Here is a 20,220-nt window from a genome sequence, read left to right as displayed (position 1 = left end):
ATCTAGCTGAAAATTTAAAAATACTCTGGTTCATTGATCCACGATTGTATATCCGGCCGGCTGACGGCCCATGACGAGGTGATTTGATGTCTGATTTGCTTAGAACACCACTCTTCCCACTATATCAGCAATATGAAGGCGTACGGTGCATTGATTTTGGAGGCTGGGAGCTTCCGGTACAATTTAGCGGAATCCAGAAAGAACATGAAGCGGTACGCGAGCGCGCGGGACTGTTCGATGTATCCCATATGGGCGAATTCACGGTACAGGGTGAGCAGGCTGAAGTTTTTTTGCAACAAATGATGACCAATGACGTGACCACGCTAGTTCCCGGTCAAGCCCAGTACACCCTGATGTGTTATCCAGATGGCGGTGTGGTGGATGATCTGCTCGTGTATAAGCTGGAAGATCAGCATTATATGCTTGTGGTTAACGCCTCCAACATCGACAAGGATTGGGCGTGGCTGCAAGAGCACTTGATCCCCGGCGTAAGTATGACCAACGATTCGGAGCAAACGGCGCTGCTCGCCTTGCAAGGTCCACTGGCTGTAGATATTATCGGGAAAGTTACAGATACGGATGTAAGCTCGATTGAACCGTTTCGTTTTGTGCAGGATGCTGAAGTATGTGGAGTAAAATTACTGTTGTCCCGTACCGGATATACCGGTGAAGATGGCTTTGAACTATATGTTCCTGCGGACCAGGCTGCTGTGGTCTGGAATGGATTAATGCAAGCCGGTGAAGGTCACGGACTTGTACCGACAGGCCTCGGTGCTCGGGATACACTGCGCTTTGAAGCAAAGCTCCCTCTGTATGGACAGGAATTGTCGGCAACTATCTCTCCGCTTGAAGCTGGCGTTGGCATGTTTGTGAAGCTGAATGCCGGACCTTTTATCGGACACGAAGCCTTGTTACAGCAAAAAACTGACGGGCCCGCCCGCAAACTGGTCGGCATCGAAGTGTTGGAGCGCGGTATTCCCCGCCCCCACTATCCGATTTACGCCGAAGGCGTACAGATTGGTGAAGTGACAACAGGCACGCAATCACCTACATTGAAGCGTAATCTGGGGCTTGCCCTCATCGACAGCAAATACGCTGCGCTGGGAACCCCGCTTGAGATTGAGATCCGCGGCAAGAAACTAAAAGCCGAGGTCGTGAAGACCCCTTTTCATAAACGGACACGTACGTCGAAGACACCTACTCAAGGAGCTGATCAAGCATGAGCAAGCACCGTTACATTCCCATGACTGAACAAGATCAGAGCGCCATGCTCGCAACCATCGGTGTGGATACGCTGGAAGATCTGTTTCAGGACATTCCAAAAGAGATTCGTTATCAGGGCGAGCTACCTGTATCCTCCAAACTCGATGAATATGCGCTGACACGTCACATGTCCAAACAAGCCGGCGCCAACGCCAATTTCGAAACACACGCCAGCTTCCTCGGCGCAGGCATATACGATCATCATGTTCCTTCCGTCATCAATCATGTCATTTCCCGTTCCGAGTTCTACACTGCCTACACACCTTATCAGCCTGAGATCAGCCAAGGTGAACTACAGGCCATTTTCGAATTTCAATCCTACATCTGTGAATTAACCGGTATGGCTGTAGCCAATGCCAGTATGTATGACGGTGCAACAGCTTTTGCGGAAGCCGGTAATCTGGCCGCAGCGGCAACTCGTCGCAAACAGCTCATCGTATCCCGTACCGTTCATCCGGAAGCCCGTCAGGTATTGCAGGCATATGCGCACGGACTCCGTCTGGAGATTGTTGAGATTGGTTATAAGGATGGCGTCACTGACTGGGATGCCCTGCAAACCGCCATATCAGACGATACCGCTGCTGTCATGATCCAGAGTCCGAACTTCTTTGGTGCCGTGGAAAATGTGAAGCAGGCTGCCGACCTCGTGCATGCGCACAAGGGCCTGCTTGTTGTAAGTGCAAACCCGCTATCGCTGGGTCTGCTGGAAGCCCCAGGCAAGCTGGGTGCCGACATCGTTGTAGGTGATGCGCAACCCCTTGGCATCGCCGCTTCACTCGGCGGCCCGACATGCGGATATTTCGCCGTATCCCAGCCTCATATGCGCCGAATTCCTGGCCGAATTGTAGGCCAAACAACCGATCGCAATGGCAAGCGTGGTTTTGTACTGACATTGCAAGCACGTGAACAGCACATCCGACGCGAAAAGGCGACATCCAACATCTGTTCCAACCAGGCTTTGCTTGCACTCAGCGCATCTGTGTATATGTCCATCATGGGTAAACAGGGTATGATCGATGTCTCGGATCTGAATTTGCAAAAGAGTCATTACACCCTCAATACATTAACTGCGATTCCTAGAGTTAGCCTTACTTTTAATGCACCAACATTTAATGAGTTTGTTATTAAGCTTCCTGAAGGAACCAACGTGGATACTCTTCAGTTGAAACTGCTGGATGCAGGCTTTATTGGTGGTTACGAACTCGGACGTGATTACCCGGAGCTTGCCGGACATATGCTGATTGCTGTTACCGAACGGCGCACTAAGGAAGAGATTGACGAATTCGCACGAGCATTGGAGGGATCGCTGTGACTCAAGAAACGACAACGACAACATCGTTACAAGGACAATCGGAAACAGGTACCTCAGTCTCCACTTCGGTTCAACCTGAGACGAATACAACATTTAGTGCACAGACCTTAACTCCTGCTCCGGAACAATCATTGATTTTTGAACTCAGCAGTCCTGGGCGTGTCGCTTATTCCTTACCAGAATGTGACGTTCCTCGTCAGGCTGCCGATACGTTGATTCCCCGGGAAATGCTCCGTTCGGAAGCAGCAGCACTGCCGGAAGTGTTTGAGGTAGATGTTATTCGACACTATACCGCGCTGTCCCGCCGCAACTTCGGCGTAGATAACGGATTCTATCCACTGGGCTCTTGTACGATGAAATACAATCCAAAGATTAATGAGGATGTTGCCCGTTACAACGGTTTTGCCAAAATCCATCCGTACCAGCATGAATCCAGCATTCAAGGTGCACTTGAACTGTTATATACGTTGCAAAACGACCTTGCAGGTCTGACAGGTATGGACGCTGTGACCTTGCAACCAGCAGCTGGTGCCCATGGAGAATGGACTGGACTTATGATGATTCGTGCCTACCACGAAGGTCGTGGCGAACAACGTACCAAAGTCATCGTGCCCGATTCTTCGCATGGTACCAACCCGGCAAGTGCAACCGTTGCAGGATTTGAAACTGTGACGATTCCATCCCGCGCAGACGGACTGGTCGATCTGGACGCACTCCGTGCAGCAGTCGGTTCGGATACGGCAGCATTGATGCTGACAAACCCGAATACACTTGGTTTGTTCGAGAAAGACATTCAGGAGATTGCATCCATCGTACATCAGGCTGGTGGCTTGTTGTACTACGATGGAGCCAACTCCAATGCCATTATGGGCATTACCCGTCCGGGTGATATGGGCTTTGACGTGGTGCATCTGAACTTGCACAAAACGATGAGTACACCTCATGGCGGTGGTGGACCAGGTTCCGGACCAGTTGGTGTGAAGAATCGCCTGGTTCCGTTCCTACCTAAGCCCATGGTTATCAAAAATGATGACGGTATGTATGCATTCGATCGTGAAGGCGATCAATCCATTGGTCGGGTGAAAGCCTACTACGGCAACTTCGGTATTCTGGTACGTGCCTATGCCTACATTCGCACCTATGGACCGGAAGGGTTACGCCGAGTCTCTGAATGCGCGGTACTGAATGCTAATTATATGATGGCCCGTCTCGCACCTTACTACGAGATTCCGTATCCAGGCGTATGTAAACATGAATTTGTCATGTCTGGTCGGGGTTTGAAGCAATACGGTGTGCGCACACTTGATGTTGCCAAACGATTGCTTGATTTTGGATATCACCCGCCTACGGTGTACTTCCCGCTCAACGTGGAGGAATGCATCATGATCGAGCCGACAGAAACCGAAAGTAAAGAAACGCTGGATGGCTTCATTGATACGATGATACGGATTGCCAAAGAAGCGGAAGAGACACCAGAATTGGTACTCAACGCACCTTACGGAACACCGGTCACTCGTCTGGATGAAACCACCGCCGCTCGCAAACCTGTACTGAACTGCGCTTGCAGTTAAGCACTAAGTGTATTACTAATCATGCTCTTGCTGATGTTAACTACATCAGTAAGAGCATTTTTTTGGCTAGACATTACAGGACCTTTCTCCTCGTACTCCCCTTCTAATTCCTATACGTTCGAGCAACAAAAAAAGCCAGTACCCGCTGTAACAGCGGATACCGGCAAAATCGCTGCATCAATGCAGCTCATTATCGGAAAAAGAAAAACCTCAAATCCGGAGGAAACCCCGGCAAAATTACGCTTTAATGCTTTGAACCAATTCAACGACTTGTTCAGCCGTTTGCATATCCAGAGCTTTAGCAGCCAGTTCCTGCATATCCGCACGGGACAGCTTGGTGATCTGACTACGAGCTGGCAGAATGGAGGTTGCGCTCATGCTGAACTCATCCAATCCAAGACCAAGCAACAATGGAATTGCCGTTTCGTCTCCTGCCATCTCACCACACATGCCAACCCATTTGCCTTCACGATGCGCTGCATCGATAACCATTTTAACCAAACGCAAAATGGCTGGGTTGTAAGGTTGATACAGATAAGCTACTCGTTCGTTCATACGGTCAGCAGCCATCGTGTATTGAATCAGATCGTTCGTTCCGATACTGAAGAAATCCACTTCTTTGGCAAACTGATCCGCCAGAACTGCAGTCGAAGGAATTTCGACCATGATTCCGAGTTGGATGCTGTCAGAAACAGCAATACCTTCAGCAACCAGCTTCTCTTTCTCTTCGAGCAAGACAGCTTTTGCTTCACGGAATTCACCGAGTGTTGCGATCATTGGGAACATGACACGCAGGTTTCCATGTACGCTTGCACGCAGCAATGCACGCAATTGTGTACGGAAGATATCCAGACGGTCCAAACACAGACGAACTGCGCGGAAGCCGAGGAATGGATTCATTTCTTTTGGCAGATCCAGGTATGGAAGCTCTTTGTCTCCACCGATGTCGAGTGTACGAACAACGACAGGTTTGCCTTCCATTTTTTCCAGTACCGCTTTGTAAGCATTATACTGAATGTCTTCGGAAGGAAGCTTGTCTCTGCCCATGTACAAGAACTCGGTACGGTACAGGCCTACAGCCTCGCCGCCGTTTTCCAGAACACCCGTTACGTCATTTGGTGTACCAATGTTAGCTGCAAGTTCAACATGAACGTTGTCCACCGTTACCGTTGGCTCATCACGAAGTTTTCTCCACTCTGCACGTTGTGCATCATACTGTTCCTGTTTGGCACGGTATTCAGCAATAACTTCATCAGTAGGGTTAACTAGTACGTGACCATCCAGACCGTCAACAATAATCATATCGCCTTGTTTCGCTTGAGCCAAGATGTCCTTGGTTCCAACAACAGCCGGAATCTCAAGAGAGCGAGCCATAATTGCCGAGTGAGAAGTACGTCCACCAATGTTGGTTGCAAAACCTTTAACAAATTGGCGGTTCAATTGAGCCGTGTCGGAAGGTGTTAGATCCTCCGCAAGCACAATCACTTCTTCATTGATCTCAGCCGGACTCATGAAGTCGATACCAAGCAAGTGATTTAGCACACGCTTGGTAACGTCACGCATATCTGCAGCACGTTCCTGCAGGTAAGCACTCTTCATGTTCTCAAACATGGAGATAAATTGCGATGCCGTTTCGTTCAAAGCAAATTCTGCATTGATCATGTCATCCGCAATTCTAGCTTTAACCGGATCAATCAGTTCCGGGTCATTCAAAATGAGCAAATGCGAAGCAAAAATCTCTGCTTTTTTCTCGCCAAGCTCTTGTAAAGTGCGCTCTTTGATCGCCTCAAGCTCAGCCTGGGATTTACCCAGAGCTGAGTCGAGTTTCGCGATCTCTGCGTCAACGTCGTTAATTTGGCGTTTTTCTACAGAGTAGTCAGGATGCTCCAAGATAAACGCCTTGGCGATAGCAATACCCGCCGAAGCCGCGATCCCGGAGACATTAAGCATTAATTTCGCCCAACCCTTCGTTAACCATAACGTCAGTCAAAGCTTGAAGAGCTTCAGCTTCGCCTTCGCCTTCAACGATGATGCTGATGGTGTCGCCTTGTTCCAATCCGAGGGAAAGAACACCCAGAATGGATTTCAAAGTTACTTTTTTACCGTTAGCTTCTGCAAAGGATTCTGCACCTTTGAATTTGTTTGCTGTATTAACCAGGGCTGTCGCCGGACGTGCGTGGATACCATCTTCGTCTGTAATTCTGAATGTTTGTTGCATTACAATCATCTCACTTTCAGTAGTTTGGTTTAGGCATTGCATATATTTACACTTGCTTGCCATCGTCGTAACACTTCTTATTTTATCTCAATGATTGGCTGTTCGCCAACTTTCAGCACTCCACTCTTCTTCAGAGTTACTGTGGAGCCCTCTGGCAGGTTAGTGAAAATAACTGGTGAAATGATCGAAGGAGCGTTTGCTTTGACATACTCCAGATCCACTTCCATAATCGGCTGACCTGCCGATACCAGATCACCTTCCTGTACCAGTACGTTAAAGCCTTGACCTTTCAGCTTCACCGTATTAACACCTATATGAACAAGCACTTCCTTACCACCATCGGACATGATGCCCACGGCATGTTTGCTTGGAAATACATTAAACACTTTACCATACACAGGAGAGGTTATCGTACCATCATGTGGCAAAATTGCGAATCCATCACCTGTCATTTTCTCAGCAAAGACTGGATCAGGTACGTTTGTAATGTCCAGCAATTCACCATTGACTGGCATGACGATATCCTCAGCAACGATGCGCTCGCCCTGCTCACCTTGTGCCTTCTCCTCTTCAGGAGTTGGTTTGGCAGCTGCTGGCGTTGGTGCTGGTGTTCGACCTGCAATAATATCCTGCATTTGAGATTTGATCGTGTCGGAACGTGTTCCGAAGATGGCTTGAACATTATTACCCACTTCAAGGACACCAGATGCACCCAATTGTTTCAAACGATCTTTTTTCACATTGGATTTCTCATTAACTTCGATCCGCAAACGAGTAATACAAGCGTCCAGATGTTTGATATTTTCCTTGCCACCGAAAGCTTCGAGAATGTTATGTGGCAGGTCATCCGTTGAACCAGAGCCTCCGCCAGATTCGGTTTCAGGCGTTGCATCTTCACGTCCTGGTGTTTTGAGATTGAATTTGCGAATGATAAACCGGAAACCGAAGTAATAGATCACCGCAAGAACCAATCCGACAATAATAACGTCCCACCAAGGTGTACGGTTCGGAATAATCCCGAAGATCAGGAAGTCAATGAACCCACCGGAGAAGGTCATACCGATCTTTACACCCAGAATTTGCATGGTCATGAAAGACAAACCTGCAAAGATACAGTGTACTGCAAACAGGATTGGTGCTACAAACAGGAACGAGAACTCAAGTGGCTCTGTAATCCCTGTCAGGAACGAGGTCAGCGCAGCTGAACCCATGATCCCTGCAACATACTTTTTGTGCTCCGGTCTTGCTTCATGGTACATCGCAAGTGCCGCTGCTGGCAAACCGAACATCATGAACGGGAATTTACCAACTTGGAATGTTCCTGCTGTGAGAGCAACGCCATCACGTAACTGGCTGAAGAAAATCTTCTGATCCCCACGAATAACATCTCCGGCTTTATTCACATACTCACCAAACTCAAACCAGAATGGGGAGTAGAAAATGTGATGCAAACCGAACGGAATCAATGACCGTTCCACAACTCCAAAGATGAACGCCGACAAGGTCGGACTTGTATCTACCATGAAGTGAGATACAGCATTCAGTCCATTTTGAATCGGAGGCCAGATAATCACCAGAAGCAACCCGATTACAAGGGATACTACCGATGTGATAATCGGAACGAAACGTTTACCTGCAAAGAAACCGAGGTAAGACGGCAGTTCGATTTTGAAAAATCGATTGTAACACAGCGCGGCGGCAATACCTATGATAATACCTCCGAACACGCCTGTACTTAATGTTGGGATACCCAAGATGCTGGCATAACCCGGTACTTCACCGATCATTGCCGGAGTAACACCTACTGCAGATCCTAATGTAACATTCATGACCAGGTAACCGATGATCGCTGCAAGACCTGCAACGCCTTCGCCACCAGCCAATCCGACAGCTACGCCGACGGCGAACAGCAATGCCAGATTATCAAATACGATCTGACCTGCGTTCATCATAATTGTTGCGATCGAGTTCACCCAAGGGGTGTCGAGCGCCGTTACATATTGCAAGAAATCTGGATTAACCAGCATGTTACCAATTCCGAGCAGCAAACCTGCCGCAGGTAGAATGGCTACAGGCAGCATGAGAGCTTTACCTACTCTTTGCAATACACCAAAAAGCTTTTTGAACATCGCGTCGTTTCTCCCTTTCGTCTAATTTATATGTTGTGATGCAAGCAAGGGAACACAAAAAAGGCATGAATTAATAAAGTAAACTGTGCCAACCTTGGGGTATAGCATACCCTGTGCAAGGAAAGAACAATCACACTTTAATTAACTCATGCCTGATCGAGTCAGTAACACGTCGCTTATGTTTATTCAGTTGCTTGATTACGGAAACCATTGTAGCACCAGTTCTAATCTATTGCAAGCCTTTACACCAAAAAAATAAATTCCACATTCCATCACTGGAATGATCTCACTTATTCTCTTCTTCCTTCCGCTGATTCAGCCTTTGCAGATGAATGGTCAGATAACCTACCTCTGCAGGATAAACCGGCAGTTTCAGTCTTTTCTCCATTACTTTGGTCAGTTTCCATGCAAGCGAGTACATTTCGGGATACTCTAACTTAAGTAGGGAATCCAACTTATGAAGCTCTTCCACTTTGTCTCCACGGCGAACACGCTCAAGGGCAAAACGAAGATGCGTCAGCAAACGAGAGTAATCCAGCGATTCCGTTTCAAACGAATAATCGAGTTGATCAGACACCAGGTTCACCAAATCAGTGATCAATTGTGAATGCTCACGTACCTGGGATATATTTTGATTGGTCATTGCGCTATAGATATGGAGGGCAACAAAACCAATCTCATCCATCCCCAGATCTACACCCATTTTCTCTTTGATCAGACGAACAGCGTATTCTCCCATTCGATATTCTTCAGGATAAATCTCGCGGGTTTCATATAAAAATGGATTTTGTATGATAATGCCCTGCTCCTTGCGTTTTAACGCGAAAGAAATGTGATCGGTTAATGCAATATGGATATGTTCATTCAGAGGAACGTCCGTACGCTCTGCAATATACGTAATAACTTCGTTAATAATCTCGATCAGTGCTTCATCCACCTGTGGAAGAAGCTGTTTGTACTGCTCTTGCTCCTGCTGGTTTTTCAAAATGAACATTTTCTCCACAGCCATCAATGGAATGTGATCACTCGGTTTTCGGTTAAAGCCAATGCCTTTACCAATAACAACGACTTCCCCGTGTTCTGGATGCTGTGCAATGATTACATTATTATTTAGCGCTTTATCTACATGCAAGTTGCTCATTGTTTGCACCTCTTTTTCACACCATCTTAGGTGTGATTAAGTCACACCCTGTTACGAACGAAAAGACACCCGGAGCGGGCAAACCGCGCCGGACGTCTCGCTTAAAAAGTAACAAAAATTCGCCTTAAGGTCAATAGAGCAACCATGCAAGATTCGAAGTGCTTCTTACTCGTCAACTCCAGCTCTTTCCACAATCTTGTCGATTATAGAAGGAGTTGTAACAGCCTCGCTCTGTTGAATGGCAACTGGCGCAGGTGTTTTAGACTTCGTAAGGCCCTTAATCAGCTGCTCTACATCGATGCCGGATACACTTTTGAGCATCTCTGGAGCGGTCGCCATAAGTTCGGTAACATAGTTACTCACTCGTGCTGCACCTTCACCTTTACCTGTATCTACCACCGTCAGTTTATCAATGGATGCAATTGGCTCTGCAATTTTACCAGCCAGTTCAGGCAGCATTTTGACAATGATATCGAGTACAGCTGCTTCGCCAAACTTCTGGAACGCTTCGGCCAGTTTTTCTTTTGCTTCTGCTTCTGCAAGACCACGCAAACGAATAACTTCTGCATCTGCTGTACCTTTGGCAAGTTCCGCATCCGCCATGGCCTGACCTTCAAGTCGCTTCTGCTCAGCTGTTGCTTTGGCATGTGTTTCGATGGAATACTGTACTGCATCGGCTTCACGCATTCTTTTGGCTTTATCCGCTTCGGCAGCCTGCTCTACCGCATAACGATCCGCTTCTGCCTTTTTCTTCACTTCGGCATCGTATTGCTTCTCACGTACGACGATTTCTTTTTCCTGGAGATCGATCTCACGTTCTTTACGAACGAGTTCAACCTTCATTTCTTCTTCCACCACGGTCTGTCTCGCACGAGCTTCATGGATATGGTAAGCCTGGTCGGCTTCCGCTTTGGCTGTATCCTGATCCCGCTTAAACGTGGCTACTTTCAGTTCTTTCTCTTTGGCTGCCTCAGCGATATTGGTATCACGCAGCAACTCTGCTTTTTGACCCTGCTCTTCCGCATTAGCCTTCTGAATACGTGCATCACGCATCGCTTCCGCTTCAGCTATCTCGGCATCACGCTTCACTGCCGCAATTCTCGGTTTACCAAGAGCATCCAAGTAGCCCTGTTTATCACGAACATCCTTGATGGTAAATGAGACAATTTGAAGGCCCATTTTCTTCAGATCTCTAGCTGCTACGCCTTGAACCTCTTGCGCAAACCGATCTCGGTTACGATATACTTCTTCCACCGTCATCGTACCAAGGATGGCCCGCAAATGTCCCTCCAGAACCTCCTGTGCTTCGCTTCTCAGCGCTTCTACAGGTTTACCGATGAATTGCTCAGCTGCCGTAGCAACGTCCTCTACAGCGCCCCCTACCTTGATAATAGCGACACCGTCAGCGATAACCGGAACACCCTGTTCCGTGTACACTTCAGGTGTGGAGACATCCAGCTTATGGGATAACAAGGAGATAAATTCGGATTGCTGGAATATCGGCAGGATAAATGCACCGCCACCACGAACAATTTTAATTTTCCGTCCAGAATCATCATCGGAGATATTTTTGCTACCCAGGAATGATCCCGTAACGATCATCGCCTCATCCGGTCCAACCGTTTTGTATCTCGCCCAGAAAGCCAAACCTAAAATTAGAATGACACCGACTACAACTATAGGAATCAGCAATACATCCCAATTCAAATTCAAATTATCCATTCCACATCTCTCCCCTTATTCATTCATGATGAGTGCTTAAACTACTTAGGTGATAAGAATACTTTATAAATCTTTAAGTACATTTTCATCCCATTCCGACACACGCAGTACACCATCTACAACATCCACTACGACAACACGGGCTCCCGCCGCAATGGGGAGGTGTTCAAAACTGGATGCCGTTTGAATCGTACTGCCGGAAGCAAAACGAATCATCACTTCGCCAAAACCTTTTTCCGGCACCGGAATGGTGATTTCCCCAATTTTCCCAGATAACTCTTTCATTGAAAACGCAATCGAGACATCGCTGTTACGCATCGGTTTGATATATGCGAAGAATACCAGCATGGCTGCAGCAATACCTATAAGCAGGGATAATATTAGACCCGACATCGCACTTAATGAACTATAACGTGTTAACATAATGCCTGCCCCACCGAAGGTTGTAATGGAACCAGCTAACACAACGGGTTTGAAAAAATCAAGACCTGGCATTTCGAAGGCTCCGTCCAGCAAGCCGTCAATCAAGTCACCAAGCACAAGGCTGACAACCGCAAATATTGCTCCTCCGATCAGACACCCCCAATAAATTGTCTCCATCCCCTGTTCCTCCTCTCTCTGCCGCAAATTCATCCTAACTGGGCATTCCACATGTAAATAAATACGTAGCTAACATCAAAATGTTTCAAAATCTTTCCTCAAATGTATTCTGAACCCGATAATGGGTATTATCACGACATTCTGTTCTTCTTGCTTCATGTTCCTCCATCATTCACGTGTACAGCCCGAATACATGAAAAAACCGCAAGGCCCCCATGAAGGAGACTTGCGGTTTATTGGACAACAGGATGTGTCCGTTCACTTGTCAGTGATTATAGAATTACAGAGAAGCCGTGTAGATGGATACAACATCTTCCCGTTGCAGTTTCTTGAAATTACCGAATGGGCCAAACAGCATCGCTTTGTCTGCCATTACGTCGATCTGGCTATCATCGATATCGTAATCAGCCAAACGGTTAGGTGCACCAATGGATGTCCAGAATTTGCTGAGCGCATCGATACCTTCTTCGGCAATCTGTCTGTCCGACTTGCCTTCAGGGTTCACTTCGAATACATTAATTGCCAGACGTTTGAATCGATCCACATTCACGTCCAGGTTATGTTTCATCCAGTGTGGGAACAAGATTGCAAGTCCACCGCCGTGTGGGATATCATACACTGCGGAAACCGCATGTTCAATATTATGTGTTGCCCAATCTCCTGCGAGACCCATATTCAGCACGCCATTCAGTGCCATTGTTCCGCAATACAGAATTGTTTCGCGCAGTTCAAAGTTCTCCAGGTCTTCAACCAGACGTGGCGCTGCTTCCATGACAGTACGCAGAATCGTCTCACAGAAGCCGAGTTGAACCGGTGTATTGGCATCCAGATGGAAGTAATGCTCCAATACGTGGGACATCATATCCACCATGCCGTATACCGTTTGGTCCAGCGGAACAGTGTATGTATTCACCGGATCCAGGATAGAGAATGCAGGGAATGAGTATGCGCTACCCCAGCCCAATTTTTCTTGTGTATCCTGATTCGTAATAACCGAACCGGAGTTCATCTCCGAACCAGTTGCCGCCATGGTCAATACGGTACCGAGTGGAAGAGCGTCCTGTGCAACGGCTTTGCGCTGAGCAAAATCCCACATATCGCCATCATATTTGGCACCTACAGCAATAGCTTTGGAGCAGTCCAGTACACTGCCGCCACCTACAGCGAGGATCAGGTCGATGTTATTTGTTTTACAGAGGTCTACCCCTTTATGCACCGTAGAAAGACGTGGGTTAGGTTCCACACCTGCCAGTTCAGTCACTTCTGCTCCAGCTTCCTTAAGCAAACCGATCACTTGATCGTACAGACCACTGCGTTTGATACTGCCGCCACCATATACAAGCAGAACCCGTTTACCGTATTTCGGCACTTCTGTCTTTAATGCTTCCAGTTGTCCTTTGCCGAAAATCAGCCGGGTTGGATTATAGAATTGGAAAGATCTCATATCTATTGTCGCCTCCAATGGAGTTTAGTATTTTTGTGCAACTCCAATTATAGTACCCTGTTTATAGAAAAACAAATCGATAGTCACTCACTTTATAACAACCCGTTAATCTCCAAATGAGCTCGAAACATCTCGCTAGATGAAGGCAAATTTTCAGCATCCACCCATGTTTCTGTGGCCCATAATCCAGCCTGTTTGAATGCCCGCGGACAATGGATAAAACACTCTTCCACATCTACAATGACAGCCGCACCTATGGTTTTACCACTCCAGCCCATACTGGCGATGAATTCCTCATCCTTGGTAATGGATGCTGTGCCATTAATACGCAGCACTTCATTCATACCCGGAATCAAAAAGAGCATACCAATACCAGGGTTCGACAACATGTTCAACAACGAGTCTATCCGCCGATTGCCTGGGCGTTCGGGATAAACGAGCCGATATGTATCATAGACTTTCACAAATCCTGCTCCATCACCCCGAGGTGACACATCACTTTTTCCATCACGATCGGAGGTGGAGAGGAAAAATAATGGTGACATGGATATAAAGTTCTGAACATGTGAATCCACAAATGAAATTGCCTTGTTACGCACATGTTCATGCGGTTCACCCACCATGCCTTGCAGTTCCTCAGCATCTGTAATCAACGGAATATTCAATGCCTTCTTTTCCAATTGTTCGTCCCCGTTTCTTCATTGAGTTATGTATTCAATGGCTTTCCACCATTATACATGCGGGAACTGACATCTTCCATTTCTGAGAACGAATATGAGTGCCGTCATTCAAATACCGCGCCCCCATGTCCCCTCGGGTCACCTATTGGAGATTCAGTATTGTTAATATCATCTAACAGTTGTACTGTAACCAAAAGAACTTCAAAATTCTTAATATAAATATAAGGAGGTTATTGGATTGAAAAAAGCAAGCATCTTCGTCTTTGCTCTGCTAATGTTCCTCGTACCCTGGGGACAGATGGTTATGTATGCTGAGCCGAATAAAGAAAAAGACTTCATAACGAGCGCTAATGCTCATGGAATCACAATAAACGACTATGTGGGCACTTCGAAAGATGTCATTATTCCCGAAACCATTGGCGGTCAACCAGTTACTTCTATTGGTGAAAAAGCATTTTACAGCGATCATTTGACTTCTGTAGTTATTCCGCATACCGTCTTCACTATTGGAGAAAGGGCATTTGAAATCAATCAACTGACTTCTATCGTCATTCCAGAGACTGTCACGACTATTGGAGACTTGGCATTTGCATACAACCGGCTGACCTCTGTCGTCATTCCGGACAGTGTATCCACAATTGGGAACTCCACATTCACTAACAACCAACTGGCCTCTGTCGTTATTCCCGAAACTGTTATGTCGATCGGAAATAGTGCATTTACAAACAATAAACTGACTACTGTCGTTATCCCAGAGAATGTCTCAACTATTGGATACTGGGCGTTTGCATCTAACCAGCTGACTTCCATTGTTATTCCAAATCGTGTCTCTTCCATTGGACATGCTACATTTATGGACAATCAACTCACTTCTGTCGTCATTCCGGATAGTGTCTCCTCTATTGGGGCGATGGCATTTGCGGACAATCGGTTGGCGTCTGTCTTCATTCCAGCTAGTGTCTTGTCAATTGGTTTCTTAGCGTTTGATGGTAACTCATCCCTTATTATTACGGGTTTTGATCCTTCAGAGGCTCAAAACTTCGCTAACTTTTATAGCATTCCCTTTCAAAAATTGAATATGGTCGTCTCCTTCGACTCCAATGGAGGGACCCCGGTTGCGGTCACTCAAGCCACTTATGGGCAAACCATTGTACCTCCCACTCAGCCTACCAAGGACGAGTTTTTGTTTGAAGGCTGGTACATAGATTCGGTATACTCCCTTCCCTGGGATTTTGCCAGAGATACCGTGACTGGGGACATCACGCTATACGCCAAGTGGACGAGTTCAGTGACAACTGCGTCCAAAGATACGAATAAGGACGATCCCATTTCAACTTTGACCGTCTCTTTTGATTCTCAAGGCGGAAGCCCCGTTTCCTCTACTATTACTAGGAATAATCAAGCAATAGCGCCTCCCACTCAGCCCAGCAAGAGCGGGTTTTCATTTGATGGATGGTACATAGATTCGGCATTATCTCTTCCCTGGAATTTTGACCGAGATACTGTAAGTCGGGACATAACACTATATGCCAAATGGGTAAAGACTGATAGCTCTGAAAACCATGGTGGCAGTCCTTCTTTCTGGACAAGTAGCTCTATTACTGACGCATCATCCCAGGAACCTGATACAGGAACGGAACTTAAAACCGAACCTAAACTTAAAGTTGAACCTAAACCTAAAGAACCAACAACACCTTTGACCCCAGTTGTGTTCAGTGATATTTCAACCCATTGGGCACGCTTGATGATTGAAAGTATCGCTGCACGTGGTCTGATAGAGGGATATCCCGATGCCACATTCAGGCCTAATCAGCCAATCTTGCGTAAACACATGGCTGGTATAATCAACGGAGCGTTTGAGCTACCAATAATCCGAAAGGCTACTCCCTTTGAAGATGTAGAGCCGACACATCCCTACTTTGATGCTATATCTCGACTACAGGAGGTCGGCCTTATTGATGGATTCCATATTTCAAACGGCTTAAATGATTTCTTCCATCCGGATGCGGTACTTACACGGGCCGAGGCAGCAAAAATCCTGGTGCTCGCGCTTGACCTGCCGCTGATCCAAACGAGTTCTTTTGAGGATGTCCCCTCCTCCCACTGGGCTCACGACTACATAGCCACACTGGCCGAGACTCAAATGGTTGTGGGATATCACGGACAGTTCAGGCCAGATGACTCCCTAACCCGAGCCGAGCTAGCTGCCCTGATCTATCGTTCAATTCCAACAGAACAAACGACTGGCTCACAACTCCGTTAAAAATCATATTCAAAAAAACACCAGCCCTTGTAGGGCTGGTGTTCACGTTCTACATGTCTATTCAGTGTATCCCATGCTGCTTACAAAACGACGGAAAGCCTGGCGTCCTGCTTCATCATATTTGTAGACCCCTGCATGTTCCAGAATCTCGGCAAATTTCAAGCCAACTTCCTGCTGTACAATGGCAACGGCTTGTTCTTTGTCCAGTTTAGGACCAAACCGTTCAATCAATTCTTCCGCCCAGCCCAGATGTTTGTTCAACACATGATCAGAAGCTTTGGCGGCTTCAGCAAGTTTAGCATCTCCAGCGAGGATATCCGCGATACTGTCCAGTTCTTCTTTCAAACGACCTGGCAGGATGGCAAGCCCCATCACTTCGATCAGACCAATGTTTTCTTTCTTCAGATGGTGCATCTCACGGTGCGGATGGAAAATCCCTTCAGGATGCACATCATTCGTGCGGTTGTTGCGCAATACAAGATCCATCTCATAACCACCGTCTGCACTACGACGAACGATTGGTGTTACCGTATTGTGTGGTACTTGTTCCCCGTCTACTTCACTGAACGCTTCGATATCCACAGTTGAATCACTGTAGACCTTCCACGCTTCATATACGGCGTTACCCGCTTCAAGCAGTTCTGCAGGATCGTGTGAAGCCAGACGCATTACGGACATTGGCCATTTCACAAGACTCAATGTAAGTCCAGGTGCATCCGCATGGCGGAAGACCGCCTCAGGCTGTGCATTTTGAATCGCGAATGTATGACGTCCACCCTGGAAATGGTCATGTGTCAGAATCGACCCACCTACGATCGGCAGATCCGCGTTAGATCCGATAAAGTAATGCGGGTACTCCCCGACAAACGCAAGTAGTCTGCGCAGCGTATCCTTTGTCAGCTTCATCGGCACATGATCATGATGGAAAATGATGCAGTGCTCGTTGTAGTACACATACGGCGAGTATTGGAACAACCAAGGCTCGTTGTTAAGCTCCAACGGAATAACTCTCAGATTCTGGCGGGCCGGGTGATTCACCCGACCAGCGTAACCTACATTTTCACGACACAGCTGGCATTTAGGATATACCGGCGGCGGAAGCAATTTCGCCATGGCAATTTCCTTTGGACTTTTCTCCGGTTTTGACAGGTTGATAGTAATCTCCATGTCTCCATAGGCCGTGTCCTGTGTCCAGTAGACGTTCTTCGAGATCCGATCCATCCGAATGTAGTTGGAGTTAATCGACAAGTCATAGAATTGAGATGTGGCCGCCTCAATGCCTTCCGTCTGCTCCGTGTGGCGGAATGCGCGTACCACCTCGGATGGGCGTGCCATCAGATGACCCATGATTTTGGCATCCAGCAAGTCACGGAACGTATCGCTATTTTCAGGAATAAGTCCAATGGAAAATCCATAATCGATCAACGTATCCAGCATAGCCTGTGGGCCATCGGGCACATTCGTGTCCAACTCGCCGGCATAAGGCTCTGAGAATCCGAATTGTTCCAGCAAGAGGTTGCGGCTATAATCCCAATCCGCTTCCTCGATTAATTGTTTCTGCAAGGCAAATGCAACCAGACGTTCAATGGCATGCAGTGCTTCCTGCTGCTCCGGTGTCCGCTCTGTGGCACCTGCTGCAATATGAGTCTGTGACATAAGGTGTTCGCCTCCTAGTTTTTTCCGTAGCCGTCAGGACGTGATTGGTGCCAGCTCCAAGCGCTTTGAATAACATCTTCCAGATTGGTCCATTTTGGATTCCAGCCCAGGACAGATCTCGCTTTTGCAGATGAAGCTACCAGCACAGCCGGATCACCTGCACGACGTGGTTCCTGTACAACCGGGATATCGAGGCCAGTCACTTTTTTAGCTGTTTCGATCACTTGTTTCACTGAGAATCCTGTACCGTTACCAAGATTAAACACATTACTGTTCTCACCTTTGCGAAGATAATCTACTGCTCGCAGATGCGCATCAGCCAAGTCGCTCACGTGGATATAGTCACGGATACATGTCCCATCTTCTGTTGCATAGTCGTCACCAAACACGGCGATGTGCGGGCGTTGTTTCAATGCTGTTTGCAGTACCAGTGGAATCAAGTGACTCTCTGGTTGGTGATCTTCACCAATTTTACCGCTGTCATGTGCACCGGCCGCATTGAAGTAACGCAGGGAAACGTATTTGATATCCTGAACTTTATCAAACCATGACATCATGCGTTCCATCATCAACTTTGTTTCGCCGTATACGTTGGTTGGTTCTGTACGATCGCTCTCTTCGATTGGCACTTTCTCAGGCTCACCATAGGTAGCTGCTGTAGAGGAGAAGACGATGCGGCGTACGTTCGCTGCATTCATCGCTTCCAACAGACAGAGTGTACCAAACACGTTGTTGTCATAATATTTAACCGGGTCTTTCATACTCTCGCCTACGAGTGAGTTGGCTGCAAAGTGAATGACTGCATCGATTGAATTCTCAGCGAACAGCTTCGCCAGAATTTCTTTGTCACGCAGATCCCCTTCATACAACTTACCGCCGAGCAACGCTTCACGATGCCCTGTCTGCAAGTTATCCAGTACAACAACCTCTTCCCCACGTTCCAACAATGCTGCTACCGTATGAGATCCAATATACCCTGCTCCACCTGTCACCAAAATTGCCATTTTACTTCGCCTCCTTCAATTCTTTAACACCATCACCTACACCGCATACATAGAAATCACCTTTGAGACGGGTACGCGCTTCATATGCAGCGCCCACTTCACTTACAAAACGCTCGACATCATTCTCATGCACAAGTGATACGGTACAACCGCCAAATCCTGCGCCAGTCATCCGAGCACCAAGCGTGCCTGGAATCCGCTGAGCTTCTTCAACCATAACGTCCAGCTCATCACAGCTTACTTCGTACAAGTCACGAAGCGATTCATGAGAAGCGTTCATCAGCTTACCGAAGGTTTCCAGATCGTTACCCTGCAATGCTTCGACTGATGCGAGAACACGTGCGTTCTCTTCCACGACATGCTGCGCACGCTGCCTTACTTTCTCATCCTTGATCTGATCCTGTAGTGTTACGAACTGCTCTGGCGTCAATTGAGCCAGATAATTCAGTGCAGGCAGCTGTTCCTTCAAGATGGCAAGTGCCTGCTCGCATTGGGAGCGACGTTCATTGTAAGCCGAATCCACCAGACCGCGGCGTTTGTTCGTGTTACCGATGACCAATTTGTAGGAGCCTGTACGGAAAGGAACCTTTTCGTACTCAAGTGTGTCACACATCAGCAGGATCGCGTGATCTTGTGCACCGTTTGCGACAGCGAACTGATCCATGATTCCACAGTTGACACCTACGAACTCATTTTCCGCTTTCTGGGACAAAAGCGCCAGTTGAACCGTATCAATATCCGCTACGCCCTCCAGAGACTGAATCGCGAAGCCCGTGAGCACCTCCAGTGATGCAGACGATGAAAGTCCTGCCCCGTTCGGAATCTCCCCGTGGTACAAGAAGTCGTAGCCTTTTGTTACATTCACGCCTTTGCCCTGCAATTCAACCATGACACCAACAGGATAGTCGGTCCATTCTCCGGTTTTTTCCTTACCTATGGAGGAAGTGTCTAGTACCCCTTCATAAGACATGTTCGTGGAAGCCAGTTGCAACTTGTTGTCCTCACGCTCACGAATGATCAATGTTGTTCCGAATTCAAGTGCTGCCGGAAGCACGTATCCACCGTTATAGTCAATGTGCTCACCGATCAGATTCACACGCCCAGGGGCATGAAATACACGGATGTCCGCTCCGCTCTCTCCGTACTTCTCAATAAACTTTTGTTTCAATTCAGTTACGTTCACTGCTGGTGCACCTCGCCTCGTTGTTGTGGTTTTC

General features: G+C 47.4%; 15 protein-coding genes. 4 read left to right on the top strand and 11 right to left on the bottom strand.

Annotated elements, in window-relative coordinates; genetic code table 11:
- The first annotated feature begins 86 nt into the window (after positions 1-86).
- The 3 genes from gcvT to gcvPB all read left to right on the top strand — a co-directional run bounded on the left by gcvT (position 87) and on the right by gcvPB (position 4,146).
- Positions 87-1,223, top strand: a complete 1,137-nt coding sequence (gcvT, locus tag C170_RS28630; protein WP_036617019.1) for a glycine cleavage system aminomethyltransferase GcvT — start codon at positions 87-89, stop codon at positions 1,221-1,223.
- The gene (gcvPA, locus tag C170_RS28625) at positions 1,220-2,575 is read left to right on the top strand and encodes an aminomethyl-transferring glycine dehydrogenase subunit GcvPA (RefSeq protein ID WP_036617016.1); all 1,356 of its coding nucleotides are present in this window, start codon (positions 1,220-1,222) and stop codon (positions 2,573-2,575) included. The genes gcvT and gcvPA overlap by 4 nt, the downstream gene beginning before the upstream one ends.
- A gap of 131 nt (positions 2,576-2,706) precedes the next feature.
- Complete coding sequence (gcvPB, locus tag C170_RS28620; RefSeq protein WP_036617511.1) at positions 2,707-4,146, top strand: aminomethyl-transferring glycine dehydrogenase subunit GcvPB; 1,440 nt, start codon at positions 2,707-2,709, stop codon at positions 4,144-4,146.
- Positions 4,147-4,383: 237 nt separating this feature from the next.
- Here the strand turns inward: gcvPB and ptsP are convergent, their stop codons facing one another.
- The 8 genes from ptsP to C170_RS28580 form a co-directional block, all read right to left on the bottom strand.
- Positions 4,384-6,096 (bottom strand): phosphoenolpyruvate--protein phosphotransferase, encoded by a 1,713-nt coding sequence (gene ptsP / locus C170_RS28615; protein WP_036617013.1) that lies wholly within the window; start codon positions 6,094-6,096, stop codon positions 4,384-4,386.
- The gene (locus C170_RS28610; RefSeq protein WP_036617010.1) at positions 6,089-6,364 is read right to left on the bottom strand and encodes an HPr family phosphocarrier protein; all 276 of its coding nucleotides are present in this window, start codon (positions 6,362-6,364) and stop codon (positions 6,089-6,091) included. The genes ptsP and C170_RS28610 overlap by 8 nt, the downstream gene beginning before the upstream one ends.
- Positions 6,365-6,441: 77 nt before the next feature.
- Positions 6,442-8,493, bottom strand: coding sequence for a glucose-specific PTS transporter subunit IIBC (gene ptsG / locus C170_RS28605; RefSeq protein ID WP_036617007.1), 2,052 nt, complete (start codon positions 8,491-8,493; stop codon positions 6,442-6,444).
- Between the two features lie 286 nt (positions 8,494-8,779).
- Complete coding sequence (gene glcT, locus C170_RS28600; RefSeq protein WP_036617005.1) at positions 8,780-9,634, bottom strand: glucose PTS transporter transcription antiterminator GlcT; 855 nt, start codon at positions 9,632-9,634, stop codon at positions 8,780-8,782.
- A 165-nt stretch (positions 9,635-9,799) separates the two neighbouring features.
- The gene (locus C170_RS28595) at positions 9,800-11,356 is read right to left on the bottom strand and encodes a flotillin family protein (RefSeq protein WP_036617002.1); all 1,557 of its coding nucleotides are present in this window, start codon (positions 11,354-11,356) and stop codon (positions 9,800-9,802) included.
- 63 nt (positions 11,357-11,419) lie between these two features.
- Entirely contained in the window at positions 11,420-11,956 is a 537-nt protein-coding gene (locus C170_RS28590; RefSeq protein WP_017686844.1) for a hypothetical protein, read from the bottom strand.
- 280 nt (positions 11,957-12,236) lie between these two features.
- Complete coding sequence (locus C170_RS28585) at positions 12,237-13,400, bottom strand: iron-containing alcohol dehydrogenase (protein ID WP_036616999.1); 1,164 nt, start codon at positions 13,398-13,400, stop codon at positions 12,237-12,239.
- A gap of 92 nt (positions 13,401-13,492) precedes the next feature.
- Positions 13,493-14,080 (bottom strand): MSMEG_1061 family FMN-dependent PPOX-type flavoprotein, encoded by a 588-nt coding sequence (locus tag C170_RS28580; protein WP_235193972.1) that lies wholly within the window; start codon positions 14,078-14,080, stop codon positions 13,493-13,495.
- 238 nt (positions 14,081-14,318) lie between these two features.
- Here C170_RS28580 and C170_RS30285 point away from each other — a divergent pair, with 238 nt between their 5' ends.
- Positions 14,319-16,343 (top strand): leucine-rich repeat protein, encoded by a 2,025-nt coding sequence (locus C170_RS30285; protein WP_051447456.1) that lies wholly within the window; start codon positions 14,319-14,321, stop codon positions 16,341-16,343.
- Between the two features lie 57 nt (positions 16,344-16,400).
- Here the strand turns inward: C170_RS30285 and C170_RS28570 are convergent, their stop codons facing one another.
- Genes C170_RS28570 through C170_RS28560 form a run of 3 tightly spaced genes read right to left on the bottom strand, consistent with a single transcriptional unit; the run spans position 16,401 to position 20,186 of the window.
- Positions 16,401-17,999 (bottom strand): UDP-glucose--hexose-1-phosphate uridylyltransferase, encoded by a 1,599-nt coding sequence (locus C170_RS28570; protein WP_036616996.1) that lies wholly within the window; start codon positions 17,997-17,999, stop codon positions 16,401-16,403.
- Between the two features lie 14 nt (positions 18,000-18,013).
- On the bottom strand, positions 18,014-19,003 hold the full coding sequence (galE, locus tag C170_RS28565; protein ID WP_017686840.1) for a UDP-glucose 4-epimerase GalE: 990 nt from the start codon (positions 19,001-19,003) through the stop codon (positions 18,014-18,016).
- Position 19,004: 1 nt separating this feature from the next.
- Positions 19,005-20,186, bottom strand: a complete 1,182-nt coding sequence (locus tag C170_RS28560) for a galactokinase (RefSeq protein WP_036616994.1) — start codon at positions 20,184-20,186, stop codon at positions 19,005-19,007.
- Positions 20,187-20,220: the final 34 nt, after the last annotated feature.

It is taken from the genome of Paenibacillus sp. FSL H7-689 (assembly GCF_000517905.1).
GTDB lineage: Bacteria > Bacillota > Bacilli > Paenibacillales > Paenibacillaceae > Paenibacillus > Paenibacillus amylolyticus.
The sequence above is the reverse complement of the archived record's forward strand: the minus strand, read 5'-3'. Positions and strand labels throughout refer to the sequence as shown.

Bases quoted from the DNA above. Each gene is read 5' to 3' on its own strand.
- C170_RS28590 (WP_017686844.1), bottom strand. From the start codon at position 11,956: ATGGAGACAATTTATTGGGGGTGTCTGATCGGAGGAGCAATATTTGCG.
- gcvPA (WP_036617016.1), top strand. From the start codon at position 1,220: ATGAGCAAGCACCGTTACATTCCCATGACTGAACAAGATCAGAGCGCC.
- galE (WP_017686840.1), bottom strand. From the start codon at position 19,003: ATGGCAATTTTGGTGACAGGTGGAGCAGGGTATATTGGATCTCATACG.
- ptsG (WP_036617007.1), bottom strand. From the start codon at position 8,493: ATGTTCAAAAAGCTTTTTGGTGTATTGCAAAGAGTAGGTAAAGCTCTC.
- C170_RS28570 (WP_036616996.1), bottom strand. From the start codon at position 17,999: ATGTCACAGACTCATATTGCAGCAGGTGCCACAGAGCGGACACCGGAG.
- ptsP (WP_036617013.1), bottom strand. From the start codon at position 6,096: ATGCTTAATGTCTCCGGGATCGCGGCTTCGGCGGGTATTGCTATCGCC.
- glcT (WP_036617005.1), bottom strand. From the start codon at position 9,634: ATGAGCAACTTGCATGTAGATAAAGCGCTAAATAATAATGTAATCATT.
- C170_RS28610 (WP_036617010.1), bottom strand. From the start codon at position 6,364: ATGCAACAAACATTCAGAATTACAGACGAAGATGGTATCCACGCACGT.
- C170_RS28595 (WP_036617002.1), bottom strand. From the start codon at position 11,356: ATGGATAATTTGAATTTGAATTGGGATGTATTGCTGATTCCTATAGTT.
- C170_RS28585 (WP_036616999.1), bottom strand. From the start codon at position 13,400: ATGAGATCTTTCCAATTCTATAATCCAACCCGGCTGATTTTCGGCAAA.
- gcvT (WP_036617019.1), top strand. From the start codon at position 87: ATGTCTGATTTGCTTAGAACACCACTCTTCCCACTATATCAGCAATAT.